The 22,160-nt window shown below is 61.4% G+C and carries 19 protein-coding genes; 9 read left to right on the forward strand and 10 right to left on the reverse strand.

What is annotated here, in order from left to right:
• Positions 1-46 precede the first annotated feature (46 nt).
• A complete protein-coding gene (putA, locus tag CCD76_RS09680) occupies positions 47-3,238 on the forward strand; it encodes a bifunctional proline dehydrogenase/L-glutamate gamma-semialdehyde dehydrogenase PutA (RefSeq protein WP_087719317.1) in 3,192 nt (1,063 codons plus the stop codon).
• Positions 3,239-3,424: 186 nt separating this feature from the next.
• Complete coding sequence (gene putP / locus CCD76_RS09685) at positions 3,425-4,915, forward strand: sodium/proline symporter PutP (RefSeq protein ID WP_087719318.1); 1,491 nt, start codon at positions 3,425-3,427, stop codon at positions 4,913-4,915.
• Positions 4,916-5,103: 188 nt separating this feature from the next.
• On the opposite strand, the gene CCD76_RS09690 is transcribed toward putP, so the two are convergent.
• Both CCD76_RS09690 and CCD76_RS09695 read right to left on the reverse strand, forming a co-directional pair.
• A complete protein-coding gene (locus CCD76_RS09690; protein ID WP_087719319.1) occupies positions 5,104-5,496 on the reverse strand; it encodes a GtrA family protein in 393 nt (130 codons plus the stop codon).
• Entirely contained in the window at positions 5,493-6,494 is a 1,002-nt protein-coding gene (locus CCD76_RS09695; protein WP_256961242.1) for a glycosyltransferase family 2 protein, read from the reverse strand. Before CCD76_RS09695 ends, CCD76_RS09690 begins: the two co-directional genes overlap by 4 nt.
• Before the next feature lie 251 nt (positions 6,495-6,745).
• Between CCD76_RS09695 and CCD76_RS09700 the strand changes: the two genes are divergently transcribed.
• Positions 6,746-7,300: an OmpW/AlkL family protein gene (locus tag CCD76_RS09700; RefSeq protein ID WP_087719321.1), complete on the forward strand. Its 555-nt coding sequence runs from the start codon at positions 6,746-6,748 to the stop codon at positions 7,298-7,300.
• A gap of 92 nt (positions 7,301-7,392) precedes the next feature.
• On the opposite strand, the gene CCD76_RS09705 is transcribed toward CCD76_RS09700, so the two are convergent.
• A complete protein-coding gene (locus CCD76_RS09705; protein WP_087719322.1) occupies positions 7,393-7,719 on the reverse strand; it encodes a YqcC family protein in 327 nt (108 codons plus the stop codon).
• Positions 7,720-7,924: 205 nt separating this feature from the next.
• On the opposite strand from CCD76_RS09705, the gene CCD76_RS09710 reads away from it, so the two are divergent.
• The 4 genes from CCD76_RS09710 (at position 7,925) to CCD76_RS09725 (ending at position 10,911) form a co-directional block, all read left to right on the forward strand.
• Positions 7,925-8,956 carry a DUF3549 family protein gene (locus CCD76_RS09710; RefSeq protein WP_087719323.1) on the forward strand — a complete coding sequence of 344 codons (1,032 nt, stop codon included), beginning with the start codon at positions 7,925-7,927 and terminating at the stop codon, positions 8,954-8,956.
• A 4-nt stretch (positions 8,957-8,960) separates the two neighbouring features.
• On the forward strand, positions 8,961-9,398 hold the full coding sequence (locus tag CCD76_RS09715; RefSeq protein WP_071233235.1) for an ATP-dependent zinc protease family protein: 438 nt from the start codon (positions 8,961-8,963) through the stop codon (positions 9,396-9,398).
• A 53-nt stretch (positions 9,399-9,451) separates the two neighbouring features.
• A complete protein-coding gene (gene rimK / locus CCD76_RS09720; RefSeq protein WP_087719324.1) occupies positions 9,452-10,360 on the forward strand; it encodes a 30S ribosomal protein S6--L-glutamate ligase in 909 nt (302 codons plus the stop codon).
• Between the two features lie 110 nt (positions 10,361-10,470).
• Positions 10,471-10,911, forward strand: coding sequence for a hypothetical protein (locus CCD76_RS09725; RefSeq protein WP_087719325.1), 441 nt, complete (start codon positions 10,471-10,473; stop codon positions 10,909-10,911).
• Between the two features lie 57 nt (positions 10,912-10,968).
• On the opposite strand, the gene CCD76_RS09730 is transcribed toward CCD76_RS09725, so the two are convergent.
• The 7 genes from CCD76_RS09730 to CCD76_RS09760 form a co-directional block, all read right to left on the reverse strand.
• Positions 10,969-11,628 carry a SanA/YdcF family protein gene (locus CCD76_RS09730; protein ID WP_087719326.1) on the reverse strand — a complete coding sequence of 220 codons (660 nt, stop codon included), beginning with the start codon at positions 11,626-11,628 and terminating at the stop codon, positions 10,969-10,971.
• Positions 11,629-11,801: 173 nt separating this feature from the next.
• Complete coding sequence (sufT, locus tag CCD76_RS09735) at positions 11,802-12,365, reverse strand: putative Fe-S cluster assembly protein SufT (RefSeq protein ID WP_087719327.1); 564 nt, start codon at positions 12,363-12,365, stop codon at positions 11,802-11,804.
• 52 nt (positions 12,366-12,417) lie between these two features.
• Positions 12,418-13,659: a cysteine desulfurase gene (locus CCD76_RS09740; RefSeq protein WP_087719328.1), complete on the reverse strand. Its 1,242-nt coding sequence runs from the start codon at positions 13,657-13,659 to the stop codon at positions 12,418-12,420.
• 1 nt (position 13,660) lies between these two features.
• Positions 13,661-14,998 (reverse strand): Fe-S cluster assembly protein SufD, encoded by a 1,338-nt coding sequence (gene sufD, locus CCD76_RS09745; protein WP_087719329.1) that lies wholly within the window; start codon positions 14,996-14,998, stop codon positions 13,661-13,663.
• Complete coding sequence (gene sufC, locus CCD76_RS09750; protein ID WP_071233242.1) at positions 14,995-15,747, reverse strand: Fe-S cluster assembly ATPase SufC; 753 nt, start codon at positions 15,745-15,747, stop codon at positions 14,995-14,997. The genes sufD and sufC overlap by 4 nt, the downstream gene beginning before the upstream one ends.
• Positions 15,748-15,822: 75 nt before the next feature.
• Positions 15,823-17,265: a Fe-S cluster assembly protein SufB gene (sufB, locus tag CCD76_RS09755; protein ID WP_087719330.1), complete on the reverse strand. Its 1,443-nt coding sequence runs from the start codon at positions 17,263-17,265 to the stop codon at positions 15,823-15,825.
• Positions 17,266-17,373: 108 nt separating this feature from the next.
• Positions 17,374-17,853: an SUF system Fe-S cluster assembly regulator gene (locus CCD76_RS09760; RefSeq protein ID WP_087719331.1), complete on the reverse strand. Its 480-nt coding sequence runs from the start codon at positions 17,851-17,853 to the stop codon at positions 17,374-17,376.
• Positions 17,854-18,574: 721 nt separating this feature from the next.
• Here CCD76_RS09760 and CCD76_RS09765 point away from each other — a divergent pair.
• Together CCD76_RS09765 and CCD76_RS09770 are read left to right on the forward strand one after the other, a co-directional pair.
• Complete coding sequence (locus tag CCD76_RS09765; protein WP_087719332.1) at positions 18,575-19,987, forward strand: UDP-glucose dehydrogenase family protein; 1,413 nt, start codon at positions 18,575-18,577, stop codon at positions 19,985-19,987.
• 193 nt (positions 19,988-20,180) lie between these two features.
• Positions 20,181-22,139, forward strand: a complete 1,959-nt coding sequence (locus CCD76_RS09770) for a glycosyltransferase (protein ID WP_087719333.1) — start codon at positions 20,181-20,183, stop codon at positions 22,137-22,139.
• Positions 22,140-22,160: the final 21 nt, after the last annotated feature.

Here is a 22,160-nt window from a genome sequence, read left to right on the forward strand (position 1 = left end):
GCGTCTACTACGTCCCCGAATGAACGCTTACATAGGGGCTTCAACAATGCTAAAAGCCGATCAAATGCTGGACACTGCCACTTGGCAGACTTCGCTCGACGACCTGTTTGCCAGAATCAGCGACCATTACATCGTCGACGAAGACGCCTATCTGACCGAGCTGTGTACGCTCCTGGGAGCCGGTGAAGCCGATTTCGCACGAATCGGTGACAAGACAGCACAGCTGGTGCGCGATGTCCGGGCCATGGATACCGCCGTCGACTCCATCGATGAGCTGCTTCAGCAGTACAGCCTCGACACGCAGGAAGGCGTATTGCTGATGTGCCTGGCCGAAGCGCTGCTGCGCATTCCCGACAAGGCCACCGCCGACGCGCTGATCGAGGACAAGCTGGGGGTCGCCGACTGGAAGCGTTATCTGGGCCAGAGTGAATCCTGGTTCGTCAATGCCTCGACCTGGGGCCTGCTGATGACCGGCAACGTGATCCAGATGGACAAGCCGCGAGAAGGCAAGCCGGCCAACTTCATCAACAAGATGGTCAATCGCATGGGCGAGCCGGTCATTCGCAGTGCGATGTACCAGGCGATGAAGATCATGGGGCAGCAGTTCGTGCTGGGCCGCACGATCGACGAAGCGCTCAAGCGCTCCCGGCCGCTCTTCAACAAGGGCTATACCTATTCCTACGACATGCTGGGCGAAGCCGCCCGTACCCGTCAGGATGCCAAGCGCTATTTCGACGATTACGCCGCGGCGATTCTCGAGGTGGGCAAGACCAGCCTTAAGCTGGACGCCAGAACACCGGCGCCGTCCGTGTCGATCAAGCTGTCGGCGCTGCATCCGCGCTATGAATTCGGCCGCCGCACCCAGGTACTCGAAGAGCTCGTCGGTACGGTCAAGCAGCTCGTCGAACTGGCCCGCGAGCGCCACGTCGCGCTGACCATCGATGCCGAGGAAGTGGATCGCCTCGAACTGTCGCTCGAGGTCTTCCGCGCCGTCTTCGAAAGCGATGTCTGCCGTGGCTGGGGGCATTTCGGCCTGGTGGTCCAGGCCTACTCCAAGCGTGCCTTGCCAGTCCTTCACTACATCAACCGCCTGGCCGATCAACAGGGCGACGAGATCCCGCTGCGTCTGGTCAAGGGCGCGTACTGGGATACCGAGATCAAGGAGTCGCAGAAGCTCGGCGTCGATGGTTACCCGGTCTATACCCGCAAGGCGTGTACCGATGTCGCCTATCTCGCCTGCGCCCAGTTCCTGCTGTCCGAGAACACCCGCGGCCGTATTTTCCCCCAGTTCGCGACGCATAACGCGCACACCATCACCAACATTCTCGAGCGGGCCAACCATGCCGGCCGCGCGTTCGAATTCCAGCGCCTGCACGGCATGGGTGAAGCCCTCTACGATGCTGCGCTGACCCGGGCGCCCGAAGGCACCTACTGTCGCATCTACGCCCCGGTGGGAGCGCACAAGGATCTACTGCCCTACCTGGTCCGGCGCCTGCTGGAAAATGGCGCCAACTCGTCGTTCGTACATCAGCTGGTCGACCCCCGCGTTCCGGTGGAATCGCTCTGCGTTCATCCGATCGCCACCCTCAAGCAGTACCCGGCCTTCGCCAATACCAAGATCCCGTTGCCGCGCCAGATCTACGGTCCGGCACGCAAGAACTCCAAGGGCGTCAACTTGAACATCAATAGCGAATATCAGCCGCTCGTCGATCGCATGGCGGAGTTCATGGAGCGCGAGCATCACGTCAAGCCGCTGCTCGGAATCGATGTCGCCGACGACGAGAGCCAGCGCCAGCGGGTCACCAGCCCATACGACCGCCGTCAGTCCGTGGGCAGCGTGCAGTGGGCCACGCGCGAGCAGGCCGAAAAGGCCGTCGATATCGCCTGGCAGGCCTTCCCCCGCTGGAGCGAGACGCCGGTCGAGGAGCGTGCGGCCATTCTCGAACGCCACGCCGACCTGATGGAGACGCATCTCGCGGAACTGATGACGCTCTGCTCCCGCGAGGGCGGCAAACTGCTCACCGACGGTGTCGACGAGATTCGCGAAGCCGTGGATTTCTGCCGCTACTACGCGGCGCGCGCGCGTGAATTGTTTGCCGAGCCGACCGTGTTGCCAGGGCCGACCGGCGAGTCCAACGAGCTGGTGATGCAGGGCAAAGGGGTCTTCGCCGCGATCAGCCCCTGGAACTTCCCCGTCGCCATCTTTACCGGACAGCTCGTTGCAGCGGCAGTGGCCGGCAATACCGTGCTTGCCAAGCCCGCCGAGCAGACCTCGCTGGTCGCCAACCGCGTGATCGAATTGCTGTACGAGGCCGGCATGCCCCGGGACGTGGTGCAGTTGCTGCCTGGCGACGGCCCCACCGTGGGTAGCGTCCTGAGCAGCGACCCGCGCATCACCGGCGTGGTCTTCACCGGCTCGACCGACACCGCACAGATCATCAACCGGGCCCTGGCCGCCAGGGAAAATGCCGCGCTCCCTACGTTGATCGCCGAGACCGGCGGCATGAATGCGATGATCGTCGACTCGACCGCCCTGCCCGAACAGGTCGTGGCCGATGTCGTCCACTCCGCATTCCAGAGTGCCGGACAGCGCTGTTCCGCGCTACGCGTTCTCTATCTTCAGGAAGATATCGCCGACCGTGTGATCGAGATTCTACGTGGGGCCATGGATGAATTGCGCATCGGTGATCCGCGTGACCTGGGCACCGATGTCGGCCCGGTCATCGATGAAGACGCCCGCCAGGGTCTGCTCAAGCATGTCGAGACCATGAAGGCCGAAGGCCGCCTGATCGCCGAGGCGAAACTCGATCCGGCCCAGACCAGCAACGGCACCTTCGTTGCGCCGATGGCATTCAATATCGACGGCATCGAGTCGATGGAAACCGAACAGTTCGGCCCCCTGCTGCACATCGCCCGCTACCGCGCCGATCAACTGGAAGCGGTCATCGACTCCATCAATGCCAAGGGCTATGGGCTGACGTTCGGCGTTCATAGTCGCAACGAGAACTTCACCAACCATGTCGCCAGCCGCATCCGCGTCGGCAACGTCTATGTCAACCGCGATATCATCGGCGCGGTCGTCGGCGTACAGCCGTTCGGCGGACAAGGATTCTCCGGTACCGGACCCAAGGCGGGCGGCCCCCATTATCTGTTACGCTTCGTCACCGAAAAGACGCGCACCATCAATACGGCCGCGCTGGGTGGGAACGCCTCACTGCTTGCCATGGGAGACGAGTGATCGCCACGTCCGGCCTAGGCTTTGTCTGAAAACTGCCTGCGCTCGGCCATACGGCGTTAAAAATCGGCTCAAAGTACTCATTTACACCGCGTAAACTCCGTCTTTTCGCCGATTTTTGCCTTGTCTGACCTTCGCTCGACGACTTTTCAGACAAAACCTAATAATTAAGAAACAGGAGACGTTTTTATGGCTATTGGTGTCTGGATAAGCCTTTTTGCCTACTTTGCGCTCATGATCGCCATCGGCCTCTACGCCATGCGCACATCCACTTCCACGTCGGAAGACTACATGCTGGGCGGCCGGACGCTCAGCCCGCAGGTGGCGGCGCTGTCGGCCGGCGCCTCGGACATGAGCGGCTGGCTGTTGCTGGGGCTGCCGGGGGCGATGTTCGTCTCCGGCCTGGGCTCGGCCTGGATCGGTATCGGCCTGTTCGTGGGAGCGTTCTTCAACTGGCTCCTGGTCGCACCGCGCCTTCGTGAACAGACGGTTCACTATGGCAATGCGATCACCATCCCGGCCTTTCTGGCAAACCGGTTCCCCACCCGGGCCATGTCGCTGAGGACGGTATCCGCTATCGTCATCGTCGTCTTCTTCGCGGTCTACACGGCGTCAGGCCTGGTGGCGGGCGGCAAGCTGTTCGAAAGCGCCTTTGCCAATGTCATCAGCATCGGTGGCCTGAGCGACTATGCGGCGGGCGTGATCATCACGCTCGGCGTGGTCCTGACATATACGGTCGTTGGCGGCTTTTTGGCCGTGAGCATGACCGACTTCGTGCAGGGCTGCATCATGATGCTGGCACTGGTAATCATGCCGGCGGTGGTGATCTTCGGCGAAGGAGGCGGCGGTTTCTCCCAAGCCTCGCAGACCCTGAACGAGGTCGATCCCACCCTTCTGTCGTGGACAGATGGGCTGACCTTCATCGGCTGGCTCTCCGCGGTGACCTGGGGGCTGGGCTATTTCGGACAGCCGCATATCATCGTGCGCTTCATGGCCATCCGGTCGCTGAAGGATGTACCCGTCGCCCGCAACATCGGCATGAGCTGGATGCTCATCTCCCTGATCGGCGCTGTCTCGCTGGGCATATTCGGCCGGGCCTATGCGATCCGTAACGGTATGGAAGTCGAGGATCCGGAAACGATCTTCATCATCCTGGCGGATCTGCTGTTCCATCCGCTGATCACCGGCTTCCTCTATGCCGCGCTGCTTGCCGCGATTATGAGTACGATTTCCAGCCAGCTGCTGGTGGCCTCCTCGTCGCTGACCGAGGACTTCTACCGCCTGTTCCTGCGCAAGGAGGCGACGGAGAAGGAAACCGTCGGTATCGGCCGGATCAGTGTCGTGCTGGTTGGCCTGGTGGCCGCCGTGATTGCGTCCGACCCGGACTCTCAGGTGCTGGGGCTGGTGAGCAACGCCTGGGCCGGCTTCGGTGCGGCATTCGGCCCGTTGATCCTTCTCTCGCTGATGTGGTCGCGCACCAATGGCGCTGGCGCCATCGCAGGCATGGTGGTGGGCGCTCTCACCGTCATCGTCTGGATCTCGCTGGGCTGGAACGGTGAATTCATGGGGGGCCCCGGCGTCTACGAGATCATTCCCGGCTTCATCGCCTCCGTCATCGCCATCCTGGTGGTTAGCAGCGTGACCAGCGATGCCGGGGAGTACAAGCAGATCTCGCGTTAGCAAAGCGTGCGTGATGGACTCTAGGCATCGAAGGGCTCCTGCGGGAGCCCTTTTTCATGCTCCGTTCATGCCCTCCCGATACCCGGCCCGCGTCCCCGCCCTGGCTTTGCCTGAAAGGTGCCCCCTGGCTTTGCCTGAAAGGTGCCGTGCCCACCCATGCATGCCTGCAGCCTTTCCGCCTCCGGGCCCTAGACATGATGTTCGCGGAACGCCCACAGCCGCGAACCGATGTAGGTGATCAACGGCACGGTCAACGTAGCAATGACGATGGCCCAGAATCCCGCGATCCTGGTGGATGCCAGCAGCGCCGCCAGCACCCCGTTATTGAGCACGAATCCCAGCACCGCCAGCGTGAAAAAGCGCTTTGCCCGCCCGCGGCGCCGGAATGTCAGCCGCCGATGACCAATGAGAGATATCTGGAAGGCCACCAGAAACCCGCACAGGTTGACGATGAATTCCGACAGCGCCGGCCATAGCGCGCTCAGGACAGCCGCGACCGACAGATGGGCAGCCGTCGCCGCCGTGCCTACCAGGCCGAAACGTGCGGCGGTCTTGGCTTCGCGCTTGAGTCGACGTTTCATGAGTTGCGGGAGGCCTCATCGACCAGACCCGCTTTGGCCAGGCTATCTTTATCATCCAGGCTGTCTTCGGCGACCAGGTAGAGCGGCCGCTGCTTGGTTTCGATGAACAGGCGTCCCACGTACTCGCCCAGAATCCCGACGGACAGCAGTTGCATGCCGCCGAAGAACAGGATCGCCGTCATCAAAGAAGCATAGCCGGGGACATCGCTGCCCACCACGATCACACGCCCCACGAGCAGCAGAATGTAGAGGAATGCGAGCCCCGCGATGACCGCGCCGAAATACATCCAGATGCGCAGCGGCCAGGTCGAGAAGCTGACGAAACCGTCGATGGCGAAGTTCCAGAGTTTCCAGAAGTTGAACTTGCTCTCTCCGCTCTCTCTCGCCGGCCGGTTGTAATAGATGCCGGTCGAACGGTATCCGGGCCAGCTGAACAGCCCTTTCATGAACCGGTTACGCTCCGGCAATCGCTTGATCGCCTCGACGACACGGCGATCCATCAGCCGGAAATCTCCCGCGTTACTGGGGATGGGCGTCTCCGCCAGCCGGTTGAAGAAGCGATAGAAAAGCCCCGCGGAGGTCCGCTTCGCCTGGGTATCTTCATCCCGCGAACCCCGAATGCCGTAGATCATGTCGTAGCCGTGCTCCCGCCATAGACGAATGAATTCCAGAATCACCTCCGGCGGGTCCTGCAGATCGACATCCATCGGCACCACAGCATCACCGCGCGCATGGTCGAGACCGGCGGTCATGGCAGCCTCCTTGCCGAAATTGCGCGTCAGCGATATCACCCGAGTGCGAGGATCCAGCGCTGCCCGCTCTCGCAGCGTGGCCAGCGTCGCATCGGTGGAACCGTCGTCGACGAACAGAATTTCCAGTCGCGGCACCGCATCGCCCAGCGTGCAATCCACGGCTTCCAGGAACCGCTCGATGGCCGTTTCCTCGTTCATCACCGGCACCACGATCGACAACATCCAGTTTCTCTGACGACTCTCCACGAGCACTCCTTGCGCGATGTGCTGCCATCTCATCTCGTATTGGCAACTCGAGCCATTCGCTACTACGCTAATCCTAGCCGGTAGCAGCGGATTGCGCACAAGCAGGCATAACGCCTATGGAGCTGTAAAAAAACGCTGTTTCAAAATTTTACTGGACATAAAAAACACTGTTTCCTATCATAGGGACGTTGTCTCATAGAATGTGAAAGCCGGTAACACGGCTTCATGATGAAAGGAAGGGAGTACTTATCATGACCAAGACCAAACTGTTTTCTGCACTGGTGGTTGCCGGCGCTTGCGCATTCGGAACCCAAGCCGCTTTCGCCTACGGCGCTGGCGACTTCTACGGCCGTCTGGGCGTTGCCAAGACCGACGTTGACACCGGTTATACCGATGACAACGACAAGGGCGCCTACCTGGGCCTGGGTTACATGGTTCACGACAAGATCGGTGTCGAGCTGAGCTCCATGACCGAAACCAAGGTTCACGCTGAAGGCGGCAACTTCAAGCAGGTTCCGATTAACCTGATGGCTCAGTACTACCCGCTCGGCGGCATGGACTCTCGTGTCCAGCCCTATGCTGGTGTCGGCGTCAACTACACCACGTTCTCCGACGAGAGCGGTGTCGGCAGCGTAGACGACTCCTGGGGCGCAGCCGGCCAGTTGGGCGTTGACCTGAACGTCACCGAAAACTTCGGCTTTAACGCTTTCGCGCAGTACACCGATGTCAGCGCCGACATCGATGGCGGCCGCGACATCGATCTCGACCCGGTCACCGTCGGTGCCGGTGTTACCGCTCGCTTCTAAGCGATCGGCGATCGATAGCAAAACCGGGCCTCAGGGCCCGGTTTTTTGTGTCCGCGATTCAGCAAGCGAACGACCATGCTCGCTGTGACCGCTCACGCCTGGGTGACGATGCGGTCGACGACGGCGAGTTCACGAATTACCGGCTCTCTCCTCGAGGCCGGTTCGTCCTTGAGCCACACCTCCATTGCCGGCGCGACCGCGCAGCTCTCCGGCAGGGTCGCACGGGCGTCGATCAGTGCCTGCAGACGGGCGATAAAGACGTACCGCAGCCATTGCGGCAGTGACATGGTATCGACGCAGAATGGTTGCCGGCTTTCGAACGCCGAAGCGTCCGGCCGGGATTTCTCCCAGAAGCCGGCCTCCATCAGGGCCGTTTCCAATTCACGCAAGGCACTGGCCAATTCATCGTGTGGACTCATTCTCTCTCCTGTTGCTGTCTGGATATGGCGCCTTCAGGGTTGCTCACAGAAACCCTGAAAGAGCCTGTGGATAAACTTGGGACACCTTGATCGGAGCGCCGCAAGCCATGCCTTGGCGGAAACTGTTCAATTTTTGGCCACCCCCTATCCAGCGCCATCACCGCAAGTTACAGTGCGCGCCTTGATGAAAATGACGACCGCTACCATGCAAACGCTGAGCGATTTTTTCGCCCATAGCGGCGCAGAGCTTGCGCTGTCGACCCTGGGCCGACGTGTGGCGCCAATGCGCCAGGACACTTTCGCTGCCTTCGAACAGGAGCGCGAGCCATGGCCGCTACCCTGGAACGGCCATGCACAGGTCGCATGCGCCCTGCGCTGGCCAGCTACCTACCAGGATCCGGCGATCTGGTTTCTGTCGTTACCGCTGGACGAACAGGGCATGCTGGTTCCTGCCGCGCGCGACGGATTTCTCGATCGCCTGCTCCAGACCCTGGGCACCCAGGCTGCCGATCCGTCAGAGAACGGTCTCGCACAAGGTAAGCTGGAGCCGCCCAATCTGATGCAGGACAATCCACTGGCATTCGAACCGGAGCTGCACCAGCGCGCGCTGCTGCATGCTCGCCTGTCTCGCCATTTCGGGCAACCGTCGTCATCGCATTCGGACATGGCGCGCCGTTACCTCATCGGCGACGACGCTCTCAATTGGCAAATGCTCGGCCTCCAAGGGCTGGCCGATCAGGTGGTCGCCAGCGATCCCGCCGTCATCGAGGCATTGGCGCTGCGCCTGAACACGCTGCCCCGCGAGGTGATCCTGCCGCTGTGCTACCTGATGGAGCATGGCGATACGCCGGCCGAGCTTCTTCCCACTCTCTGGCACGCCCTCGCCACCGCCCGCGAAGCGCAGGATATAGAGACGTTCTGCGCCCTGCTGAGAGCGCTACTGGGCAGTGACGAACCCCGGGTCGGAGAATGGCTCGATGGTATTCTCGAAGACGACGACCTCATGGCCGCCGACTGTCTCGCCGCCATCGCCGCCCGCGGCTGGCAGCACCTCGAACATGAAACCCGGCTCGAGCGGTTTCTGGAACGTCTGGCAAGTTGCAGGAATGCCAACTTCCGCCGCGTCGTCCATGATTTGGCATTGATCCCTCGCCTGCGCCTGCCCATATTGATGATGCTGCGTCAGGCGCCGGCGAACTCTGCCGTGGGCCGGCTCGTCAGAGAATGGAATGCTTGAACCCATGAAAGCACTACCCTACCAGGCCAAGGCGGTCATCGGCCGACGTGAAATGGTCACGCTACCGGACCTGCACATGACACTCTGCTGCAAGGCGGACACCGGCGCGAGGACATCGGCCTTGCATGCGGAACGGATCGAACCCTACGAGGAGAACGGTCACCCGTGGGTTCGGTTCATCACCCGCTCAAGTGGCCAGCAGAGCACGCACCATGAATGTCAGTTGCCTCTGCACGATCGTCGCCGGGTGAGAAGTTCCAACGGCCAGCAGGAGTGGCGCTATGTCATTCGTACGCGTCTTCTGCTCGGCGGGCTGGATTTCCCCATCGAGCTGACCCTGACCGATCGCAGCAACATGCGCCACCCCATGCTGCTGGGAAGGCGCGCCATGCGGCGGCTTCTGGTTGCCCCTGGCGCCGCGTTCCTGCACGGTGAACCCTGACGGCCCGTTTCGCCTCGCCCTTCCTTCCATTCACGCATCGGAGCCCCAAGCGCATGCATATCGGCATCCTGTCACGCAATCGCAACCTCTACTCGACGCGCCGCCTGGTCGAGGCCGCCGAGCAGCGTGGCCATACCGTCAGAGTCGTCGACACGCTGCGCTGTTACATGAGCATCGCCTCGCACCGCCCTTCGATTCATTACAAGGGCGAAGAGCTCGAGTCCTTCGATGCCATCGTTCCGCGCATCGGAGCATCGGTCACGTTCTACGGCTGTGCCGTGCTGAGGCAGTTCGAGATGATGAACACGTACGTGCTCAACGATTCGGTCGCGATCACTCGCTCGCGAGATAAATTGCGCTCCCTGCAACTGCTCTCCCGCAAGGGGCTTGGGTTACCGGTCACCGGCTTTGCCCACTCGCCCGACGACATCCCCGACCTGATCACCATGGCTAAGGGCGCACCGTTGGTGATCAAGCTGCTGGAAGGCACGCAGGGCATCGGCGTGGTCCTGGCGGAAACCAACCAGGCCGCCGAGTCGGTCATCCAGGCTTTCATGGGCATGAAGGCAAACATCATGGTTCAGGAGTACATCAAGGAAGCCAAGGGCGCCGATATTCGCTGCCTCGTGATCGGCGACAAGGTCGTGGCATCGATGAAGCGCCAGGCTGCCGAGGGTGAATTCCGTTCCAACCTCCACCGCGGCGGCACCGCCAGCGTCATCCGCATCACGCCGGAAGAGCGCTCCACCGCGATTCGCGCAGCCAAGGCCATGGGGCTCGGCGTGGCGGGTGTCGATCTGCTGCGCTCCAACCATGGCCCGGTGATCATGGAGGTCAATTCCTCCCCTGGCCTGCAGGGTATCGAAACCGCGACCGGCAAGGATATCGCGGGCCTGATCGTCGAGCATCTGGAGAAAAATGCCAGCACGCCACGGAAAGCGCCGCCGAAACCCAAGGGCTGATGGATAGCGGTCGAACAAATGGCCGAAAATCCTAAATTTTTCTGCGCCCGGGGGTGGCAAAACAGTGTTTCCGGCCGCACAATTTGTGTCACCTCAGGAGGTGGCCGCACATGTTTCTCGACAATCGCCAAGTGGCGATGGACAGCGTACTCGAAGCGCTGGCCGACAGTCTCGATTACTTTCAGGACAATCTCGATCGCCTGCGACCGGCGTTGCGTAATGCCCTGAAACCCCATTACGAGGAACGTGGGGCCGCCATGCGCGAACTGCAGCAACTGGTTCGCGAACATCTCGATATACTGCCTCGCGATGCCGATGTCGAACGCGACGATTACCTCTGGCTCTGGAGCCGTATCAAGAGCTTCGTCGGCAACGACAGTGCCGTACTACTCGGAGAGCTGCTCGAGCAGGAGCGCGTATTGATGCAGGCGCTGGGCACCGCGTTCACGCACCCCTTGCCGGAAGCCCTGGAGCCCTCGCTGGAACGGTGTTGGAAGAACTGCCGCGCATTGATCCGGGAGATCAACAAGCTGCAGCAACGCCAACGCTAAGAAGCGGTTCTTGGAGGCATGCTACCTTGCTGGCGACAACTCAGGCCTGGATGCGTGTCATGGCGATGACAGCTGGATCGGCTCCAGAGGCCCCAGGAAGTAAGGCTTTCGCCCCCAGACGTAGAGATCGCCAAAGGTAGCGGCACGGGCGAGCCATTCGCGTAGACGTAGCCGCCATTCTCCCTCAACGCCATCATCGGGCACCGCACAGCCGGTAGCCTCGATCCCCAGAACCTCGGCGATGAACAGAGCCCGTGGCAGGTGCCAGCCCTGGGAAATCAGCATCAGGCGATCCGCGCCAAACACCTCCTTGGCACGAACCACGCTATCGAAAGTACTGAAGCCGGCATAATCGAGCGTCATGTGAGCATCGCTGACGTTGCGATGGCGCAAGGAGCGCCACATGCTGATGGGCTCGTTGTAGTACCGCGTGCGGTTGTCGCCGGAAAGCAGCAGATGCTGAACGCGGTGAAGCCTCAGCAGCTCTGCCGAGGTCTCCATCCGGGCCTGATAGTAGGGATTGGTGCCGCCCTCTCGCAGCCACTGCGCGGTACCGAAGACCAGCCCGACCGGCTGCATGGCACACAGCGGCACCTCGTGTTCGATTCGGGCGTGGGTCTTCTGGAGTATCCAGAGATTGATCACCACGACACCGATCACCAGCAGCAACAGGCCAGCGAACAGTGCCTTGAGCAATCCCTTCAGCAGCTCGAGCATGGATGAACGACACGGTAACGGTGTGGGGAAAGCGATCGTCGGGCGCCCCAGCCGGGAGTCGAATAGCGATTAGAGATGTCAATCAGCATGTCGCGTTCGTTATCCTGCCAGAAACCGGCTCGCGCAGCCCGGAAAGCCTGACTCCATGCCACATGCCCAGGGTCCCGTCGACCCTAGAACATTCCCAGCTCGAGGCGCGCCTCTTCGCTCATCATCTCACGGCTCCAGGGAGGATCGAAAACGATTTCCACGTGAACCTTGGAGAACTGCGGCGCACCGAGAATCTTGCGCCGCGCGTCTTCAGCGATCACGTCGCCCATGCCGCAACCGGGCGCCGTCAGCGTCATGCGAATGGTCACCATGCGTTCGCCGGTAAGCAGGCGCTCGATACGACAGCCATAGACCAGTCCCAGATCGACGATGTTGACCGGTATCTCCGGGTCGAAGCATGTCCGCAACTGCTCCCAGACGAAAGCTTCCATTTCCGCTTCCGTCGCATCGGGATCCAGCGTCGGCCGCTCGAGCGCCTTCAGCCCCAGCGCGTCGAGATCATGGCCTTCGATCAGATAGAGACGGCCTTCGTAGCTGACGGTAATCGAGTTGCCCTTGGCCTGCATCACCACCACGGTGCTGTCCTCGGCCAGCGTGATGGTCTTGCCGAACGGAATCGAAATGACATCGACATCCCGCTGCAGCGGCATTTCCTGACCCTTGTAGACCTCGTTTAGCGGATCCATCGTTGCTCCTGACAGAATTGCCGGCCCGGACACGCCGGAAGCCGGAACCGGCTCAGCGCAGCATGCCCAGCACGCGCTGCAAGGCCTCGACGAACGCATCGACCTCTTCCGGCGTGTTGTAGACTGCCAGCGAGGCACGACAGGTCGCCTCGACACCGAAATGACTCAATACCGGTTGGGCGCAGTGATGTCCGGTGCGAATCGCCACACCCAACTGATCGATCAACAGACCGATATCCTGGGCATGCGCACCGTCGACGAGAAACGAAATCACGCCCGCCTTCTCCGGTGCCGTGCCGATGATTCTCAGCCCGTCGATCTGTTCGAGCTTCTGGGTCGCATGATCCAGCAGCCACTGCTCCCAGGCCGACAGCCGCTCGATGCCGAGCGCGTTGACCCAGTCCAGTCCCGCGCCCATGGCGATGACATCGGCCACCGAAGGCGTTCCCGCCTCGAACCGGTGCGGAACGGCCGCGAATTCAGTGCCACGATCGAAGGAGACTCGCGAGATCATCTCTCCGCCACCCTGCCACGGCGGCATGGACTCGAGGATGGAAGCCTTGGCATACAGCGCCCCGGCCCCCATCGGCCCATAGACCTTGTGACCCGAGAAGGCGTAGAAGTCGGCATCCAGCGCCTGCACGTCGACCGCCTGATGCGGCACAGCCTGGGCGCCATCGACCAGCATGAGCGCACCGCCGGCATGGGCATCGCGCGCCATCTCGGCAATGGGATTGATCGTGCCCAGCGCATTGGAGACATGGTTGACGCAGACCAGCCTGGTCCGCTCGCCCAGCATCTCGCGATAGGCCTCCTGATCGAGTACGCCTCGCGCATCGACGGGGATGACCTTGATCACGATCCCCAGCTCACGCTCGAGCAACTGCCAGGGCACGATGTTGGAGTGATGCTCCATCAACGAGATCACCACCTCGTCGCCCGCCTTCAGGTTGGCCCGGCCCCAGCTGTTGGCGACCAGATTGATCGCCTCGGTGGTCCCCCGCGTGAACACGATCTCGCGCGGCTCGAAGGCATTGAGGTGGCGCTGAACCGTGGTGCGCACGCCTTCGAAGGCCGCCGTCGCCTCGTCGGCCAGCGTATGCAGCCCGCGATGGATATTGGCGTTGTAACGACGGTAGTAGTCGCTGAGGCTGTCGATGACCGCCACCGGCGTCTGACTGGTGGCCGCGTTGTCGAGGTAGATCAGCGGTCGACCGTGAACCTCTCGATCAAGAATCGGAAAATCCCGACGTACGGCCGCCAGGTCCAGCGTCAGATCGGTAATCGCGGTCATCTCAAGCCTCCTGAATCGCCTCGGCGGTTTCCACCAGATCAGCCAGGTTGAAACGATCCGGCAGACGTCCCGCAACGGCCCGTTCGACGCGCTCGGCAATGATGTTGAGGCGCACCTTGTCCATGACTTCGCCGACGAAGGCCAATGTCAGCAGCGCCCGGGCCATCGGCTCGTCGATGCCGCGGCTACGCAGCGCATAGACGGCTTCCTCGTCCAGTTGGCCTGTGGTAGCGCCGTGGGAACATTTGACGTCGTCGGCGTAGATCACCAGCTCCGGCTTGGTGTCGATCTCGGCACGGTCGGACAGCAGCAGGTTGGCGTTGTTCTGGTACGCCTCGATCTGCTGCGCGTCCTTCTTGACGAAGACTTTGCCGTTGAACACGCCACGAGAACGGTCATCTAGCACACCCTTGTAGTTCTCGTTGGAGAACGTGCGCGGCGCGTTGTGATTGACCAGCGTGTGGTTGTCGACGTGCTGACGCCCCTGGACGAAGAACAACCCGTTATAGGCCGCTTCGGCGCCTTCGGCATTGATATCCGTCACCAGATCGGTACGTACCAGCGCCCCGCCAAGGTTCAGGTTGTACGAGTTGAAGCGGCTGTCGCGCCCCTGATCGACGTGGATGCTGGCCACGTGCAGATCCGTCAGCGCCGCTTCCTGCAACTTGTAGTGATCGACGATGGCGCCGCGATCGAGCAGCACTTCGGTCACCACGTTGGTGAAATTGGCGGCGTCGGGCTCGCCCGAATAATGTTCGACGATCGTCGCCTCGGCGCGCGCGCCCGCTTCGATCAGTACCCGCGGATGGCTCATCACCGGCCGTTCGTTGGCCCGCGACAGCAGCAGCACGTAGATCGGCTTGTCGACCACCGTACCGGGTGCCAGACGCACGATGACGCCCTCTTCGGCGAAGGCGGTATTGAGCGCCGTGAACGGCGAGAAATCGACACCCGCCAGACGGCCGAGCGAACCGCCTACTGCCTCGTGGTTGGTAGCCATTGCCTTGGACAGCGGTTCGAGGGAAACGCCGGCAGGCAGGCCGTCGAGCCGGGACAGCTCGGCACTGAACACGCCGTCGACCAGTACCAGCCGATAGGCGTCGATATCCAGGCGCTGCTCGTCGAAGCGGGCAGTGTCGAACGCGGCGTCCGTCGCCAGAGCGAAATCGCCCTCGGCAATACGGCGCACGTCGGTATATTTCCACTCTTCGTCACGTCGCGTGGGAAAACCCATTGCCTCGAAGCGCGCCGCGCCGGCCTGGCGCCGTGCCGCGACCCAGCTGGGGTCTTCGGCGCGGCGTGCGGTCAGACGCTCGAGAAAGCGTTCCGGTGCACTCATGCGGCAGATCCCTCCAGCACCCAATCGTAACCGCGGGCTTCGAGTTCCAGCGCCAGGTCCTTGTCGCCGCTCTTGACGATACGACCATCGACCAGCACATGAACATGATCCGGCTCGATGTGATTGAGCAGGCGCTGATAGTGCGTTACCAGCAGAATGGCGCGATTAGCGTCACGCAGCGAGTTGACGCCGTCGGCGACGACCTTCATGGCATCGATATCGAGGCCGGAGTCGATCTCGTCGAGCATCGCCAGCTTCGGCTGCAGCACCAGCATTTGCAGAATCTCGTTGCGCTTCTTCTCGCCGCCGGAGAATCCTTCGTTGACCGCTCGCTGCAGGAAGCTCGGGTCCATCTTCATCTCGGCGCTCTTTTCGCGCACCAGCTTCATGAACTCCGGCGCCGGGATCTCTCCTTCCCCGCGCGCGGCACGCTGGGCATTGAGCGCCGCCTTGAGCAGGTAGATGTTCTTGACCCCGGGAATCTCGACCGGGTACTGGAAACCGAGCAGCAGACCGGCGCGAGCCCGCTCTTCGATTTCCATTTCGAGCACGTCCTGACCTTCGAACAGGATCGTGCCCTGCGTCACCTCGTAGCCATCCTTGCCGGCGATCACGGCCGACAGCGTCGACTTGCCCGCGCCGTTCGGCCCCATGATGGCATGGACCTCACCGGCATTGATGGTCAGATTGAGGCCCTTGAGGATCGCTTTGTCCTCGACCGTAACGTGAAGATCTTTGACTTCGAGCATGTGAAACCCTTGAAACGAGAGAGACCGCCGACGCAGCCTCCCGAATTGGCATATGAATTCGACAGTGGCGGCGAATCAGCCCACCGAACCTTCCAGCGTGACGTTGAGCAGCGCCTCGGCCTCGACCGCAAACTCCATCGGCAACTCCTGGAAGACGTCCTTGCAGAAGCCGTTGACGATCATGCTTACCGCGTCCTCTTCGTCGATCCCGCGCGCGCGGCAGTAGAACAGCTGATCGTCGGCGATCTTGGACGTGGTGGCCTCGTGCTCGACGGTGGCAGTGCTGTTGCCGATCTCCTGATAGGGGAACGTGTGGGCGCCGCACTGGTCGCCGATCAACAGCGAATCACACTGGGTATAGTTGCGTGCGCCCTTGGCCCGCGGCCCGATTTTGACCAGACCACGGTAGGCCTGATCGCTGCGACCGGCGGCGATGCCCTTGGCGACGATCGTCGAGCGGGTATTCTCGCCGATGTGGATCATCTTGGTGCCGGTGTCGGCCTGCTGGCGACCGTTGGTCACCGCGACCGAATAGAACTCGCCGATGCTCTCCTTGCCACGCAGCATGCAGGAGGGGTACTTCCAGGTGATGGCGGAGCCGGTCTCGACCTGCGTCCAGCTGATGCGGGAACGGTCGCCACGGCAGTCGCCACGCTTGGTGACGAAGTTGTAGATGCCGCCCTTGCCTTCCTCGTCGCCCGGATACCAGTTCTGCACCGTGGAGTACTTGATGTAGGCATCTTCCAGCGCGACCAGCTCGACCACCGCCGCGTGGAGCTGGTTCTCGTCACGCATCGGCGCGGTACAGCCTTCGAGGTAGGAAACCTGCGCCTGCTTGTCGCAGATGATCAGCGTACGCTCGAACTGGCCGGTATTGGCGGCGTTGATCCGGAAGTAGGTCGACAGCTCCATCGGGCACTTGACGCCTTCCGGTACGTAGACGAACGAGCCATCGGTGAAGACCGCGGAGTTGAGCGCGGCGAAATAGTTGTCGGCCTGCGGCACTACCGTCCCCAGATACTGGCGCACCAGTTCCGGGTACTCGCGAATCGCCTCGGAGATGGAGCAGAAGATGACCCCGGCCTCGTGGAGCTTCTCCTTGAACGTCGTGGTCACCGATACCGAATCGAAAACGGCATCGACGGCCACCCCCGCCAGCGCCGCCCGCTCGTGCAGCGGAATACCCAGCTTTTCGTAAGTTTCCAGCAGCTTGGGGTCGACCTCGTCCAGGCTCTGAGGGCGGTCTTCCGGCTTCTTCGGCGCACTGAAATAGGAGATTGCCTGATAGTCGATGGGGGGATATTCGAGATGCGCCCAGGACGGCGGCGTCATCTTGAGCCACTGATGATAGGCTTCGAGGCGCCAATCGAGCATCCATTGTGGCTCTTCTTTCTTCTGGGAAATGAAGGCGATCGTGCTTTCATCCAGGCCCGGCGGCACGGTATCGCTTTCGATGTCGGTCACGAATCCCTGCTTGTATTCGCGACGGACCAACTGCTCCATCTCTTCGCTAGCCATGGTCTTCTCTCCTCTCCACCGAGAGTCTTATGACGAAGATGCAATCCCGGCTGGACACGAGAAGCGGCAAACTCTCACCGCCACCGCACCTGCCATTGCCACGTCTTCTTAATGTTCGCGCACTGCCCCGGTCGTCGAAGGCAACGTCACGCTTTGAATCGGTAACTGCACCGGCAACTTGAGCGGGCTGGACTGAGCGAGATGCGCCAACGTGACACAGTCGAGCAGTGTCCGTATCGCCTGTGACACCCGCTGCCAGTTGTCGGCAACGCCACAGGTGTCCATCAGCTCGCAGTCCCCATCGGCATGGCTGCACTCGGTCATGCCGATCGGCCCCTCGATGGCGGCAATGATGTCGCTGGCGGTGATCTCCGCCGGAGATCGGGAAAGCACGTACCCCCCATGAGAACCGCGGCGGGATTCGAGCAAACCGCTTCGGGAAAGCATCTTGAGCGTCTTTCCTACCGTGGGGTGCGGAAGGCTCACGCGTGCCGCCAGTTCAGCCGCTGTATGCGCCTGCTCGGGATCCCGCGCGATCTGCGCCATGATCACCGCCGCATAATCCGTCAATTTCGATAGTTTCAGCATGCCGTGATGCCCTCTCGATCCTGACAGCCGCTATATAGGACCATTTTAGTCCTCTTTGCACACGCTGTGAACCCTTGGTTCTCGCCAGAGGACCGCGGCCTCTACCTGACTGCCTGCCTGCCCGAGCACCGTCGATGCCATCAGGAACGAGGAAGCCATTCACAGACACTTGGTGTCGTTGAATTACGCAACATCAAAAGAACACAAAAAGAAAAACTCGGAAACTAAATTTTCCAATCACACCCATTGGAAAAATAAAGTTACCAAAACCGCTTCAGAACGCTTTTTGGCGTCTCCAACCAGAGACAATAGATGTCGTCATAAAGTCACACGCTGTGCAATAGAACGACACTAAAGCCGCATTCTTCTTTACATGAGCTTTTCCTGAATTGGAACGAAAGACGCTTTGAAACTAACGTTGTCCTCGTATTTCGGAAACACTGTTTGTCATTAGCTGTAAAGAATAAAGATCTTAAAGACCACTAAAATCAAAGGCTTGACATCTTAATGGAAATTAGCCTCGGATTTGATTGGCTTTCGTAATCCTCATCGCCCCATTACGTGACGCTTTGCAGGACGTGACGTCTTTGCAGCGGATGACAAATTGCCGTGTTCAACACTCATATGAATGCCAATGACTGGCATATCGAATGACCGATGCCACGAGACAAGCTCGTGAACGTCGGACACATAACGATACGAATCAGCAAGGAGAGCCATCATGCGGATTACCATCTTTGGAACTGGTTATGTAGGTCTCGTTACCGGAACCTGCCTCGCCGATGCCGGCCATGAAGTCATGTGCATGGATGTCGACAGCGACAAGATCACAGGCCTCGAGAACGGGATCGTTCCTATCTATGAGCCCGGTCTGGAAGCGCTGGTCAAACAGAACGTGGCCGAAGAGCGCCTGCTGTTCACCACCGATCCCGCGGTAGCGGCCAATTTCGGCACCCTGCAGTTCATCGCCGTGGGTACGCCGCCGGACGAAGATGGCAGCGCCGATCTGAAATACGTGCTCAGCGTGGCAGACACCATCGCCGAACACATGCAGGAGTACAAACTGATCATCGACAAGTCCACGGTGCCGGTCGGAACCGCGGATCGCGTGTCCGATGCAGTCCGTCGTCGCCTGCAACAGCGCGACGTGGATATTCCCTTCGACGTCTGCTCGAATCCGGAGTTCCTTAAGGAAGGCTCTGCCGTCGAAGATTTCTCGCAGGGCGCACGCATCATCATCGGCTGTGATTCCCCCCGCGTCGAACCGCTGATGCGCGAGTGCTATGCACCCTACAACCGGCGCCAGGAAAAGCTGATGTTCATGGACATCCGCAGCGCCGAACTGACCAAGTACGCCGCCAATGCCATGCTGGCGACCAAGATCAGCTTCATGAACGAAGTGTCGAATCTGGCCGAGCGACTCGGTGCCGATGTCGAAAACGTGCGCCGGGGTATCGGCAGCGACCCGCGCATCGGCTACAGCTTCATCTATCCCGGCTGCGGCTATGGCGGCTCCTGCTTTCCGAAGGACGTTCAGGCGCTCGCCCGTACCGCCAGCGGCGTCGGCTACGAGGCGGAACTGCTCAACGCGGTCGAGGCCGTCAATTACCGCCAGAAGGCGAGCCTTTACACCAAGCTGTCTCAAGCACTCGACGGTGACCTGCAAGGCAAGACCATCGCCGTCTGGGGGCTGGCGTTCAAACCCAACACCGACGACATGCGCGAAGCCCCGAGTCGCGAGCTGATGGAAGCGGTATGGGCAGCCGGCGGCAAGATTCGTGCCTACGATCCGGAAGCCATGAAGGAGTGTCAGCGAATTTACGGCGAGCGGGACGACCTGGTTCTGACGAAACGTCGTGACAACACCCTCGAAGGCGCCGATGCGCTGGTCATCTGCACCGAGTGGAAGGCTTTCCGCACCGTCGACTTCCGCCGCCTGCGCGAACAGCTGACCACGCCAGCGATCATCGATGGCCGCAACCTGTTCAACCCGGAAAGTGTGCGTGCCGCCGGCCTGCTCTACTTCGCGGTCGGTCGCGCCGACTCGCTGCGCATTTCCCAGCCCACCGAGGCCCCCGCGCCGTTGGCGTCACAGGCCGAGCGCAGCGGCCCGGGCATCGCCTACACGCTATAACGTGCGCTGCCGTCGGCGGCGGCAGTGACCGCCGCCGCCCCGATTTCCATCACGGTTCAGGCCGGTGCCATTGCACGGGTCTACAGGAACTTAGCGTCTGCTAGGCGGATTCGGCAGACGCGCAAGGGACGACGTCAAGGAACGACCCCAAGGGCAAGGGACGACGTCAAGGAACGACCCCAAGGACATCCCGATGAGCCATATCAACTACACCCGTGCCAGGCCCAGCAAAGCCTCGGTAGCGACCGAAGCGACGGTCATCCTACTGCTGGCGACGCTGACCCTGCTGCTGGTGACCCATCTGCCGGGCGAAGTCTTTCACCCCGGCTCGAAGAGCTTCATCTTCGCCGTGGGCCTGATAGGGGCCTGGCGCTACTCGTGGTGGTTCGTGCAGGCGGTACGTTCCGTCTGGTACAACCGCCGCATGTTTCCTCGGCTGCGGGCCGAGGCCGATGCCGTCGGCGCCAGAGAGACGCCGGACGCGCTCTATATCCTGTGTACCTCGTTTCGGATCGACACCGAGGTCACTTTCGCCGTCTACGACGCCCTGATTCGTGATGCCGCGAATTATGGCGTGCCGACGACGCTGTTCGCCGCCATCGCCGATCGCAGCGATGTCGACATCATCGACCAGGTGATGGAGGAGCATGGCTGGCCCGACAACGTCAGCGTGCGTTACATGTTCCAGAAAGGTGATGGCAAACGCTCGGCCATGGCCGAGGTGTTGCGCGCCATCTCCCGCTGCATGCCGACACACCGCTCGCTGCTGGTCAGCATGGACGGTGACATCCGCATCGAACCCGGCACGCTGGAACGTTCGCTGTCGTTCTTTCTGGCCAAGGATGATCTGGGCGCGATCACCACCAACAATAACGCGGTGGTCATCGGCAACGACGTGACCAAGGAGTGGTACGACCTGCGCTACGCCCAGCGTCACCTGGTCATGAGCTCGACCTCGGTATCCGAGCGACTGCTCGTCCTGACCGGCCGCTACAGCGCGTTTCGTGCCGATCTCGCCACGGAGCCCGAGTTCATCGAGCTGGTCGAGAACGACCACGTCGAGCACTGGCGTTTCGGCAACTTCAAGTTCCTCTCCGGCGATGACAAGTCGACCTGGTTCTGGCTGCTCAAGAACCGCTGGAAGATGCTCTACCTTCCGGATGTCTACGTCACCGGCTTCGAGGAGTTGCCCGAGCGTCGTCGATTCTTCAAGTCGACACTCGATCTGATGCGCCGCTGGTTCGGCAACATGCTGCGCACCAACGGCCGTGCCATCGCACTGGGGCCAAGCCGCATGGGCTGGTTCACCTGGTGGAGCCTCGTCGACCAGCGGCTTTCCATGTGGACCACGCTGATCGGCCCCACCATTGCCATCATGCTGACGCTGTTCGTGCGCCCATCGTTCATCTTCGCCTACCTGCTGTGGATCCTGATGACCCGCGGCCTGACCAGCCTGGTACTGGCCTGGCAGCGCGGACGCTGGAGCGCACTGTGGGTGCCGATGCTCTACTACAACCAGCTCAGCGGCGCGATCCTGAAGACCTATGTCAGCTTTCGCTTCAACCGCCAGAAATGGTCACGCCAGGGCATTTCCGCCGGCGAGCCCGACGATCCTCGCGCAGCCCGTCGCCAGCGACTGGGCGGCCATTTCATCCACGCCCTCTACTTAGGTGGCCTGATATTCGTGCTGGCCGTCTTCGGCGGCATCATGGCCCCGGCCGATCGCCTGTCGATCGCGGCGATGACCGGCGCCCAGCCGGAGACGCTCGAGGAAGACGCCGCCGACAACCGCTGGCTCGCGCTGACGCTGACCGATGCACCGGAGGGCGGCAGCGTTCATCTGCCCGCCGGCCACTACCGGATCGATGCCCGATTCAACGACCAGGTCGCCTCGCTGGACAGGATTCGCGGCACCAGACTTCACGGCTATGGCGACCCGGACGCCCCGACCACGCTGGAGGTCGGCACCGGGCTCGCATCGCAGATCCGTTCCGGCGACACCACGCTCGCCAGCGCTGGCAAGTTCGACTGTGACGCCCAGCAGCCCTGTCAGATTGAACTTGCCGGTCACGCTATCCAGCTGACGGCGCTATCGCTGTCGCTCGAAGGCAGCCACATGGAAGAAAACGCGCTGGCACAGAACCGCCAGTAGCCAGGGAATTTCAAGGAGACA

This window comes from Salinicola salarius, assembly GCF_002179555.1.
GTDB lineage: Bacteria > Pseudomonadota > Gammaproteobacteria > Pseudomonadales > Halomonadaceae > Salinicola > Salinicola salarius_A.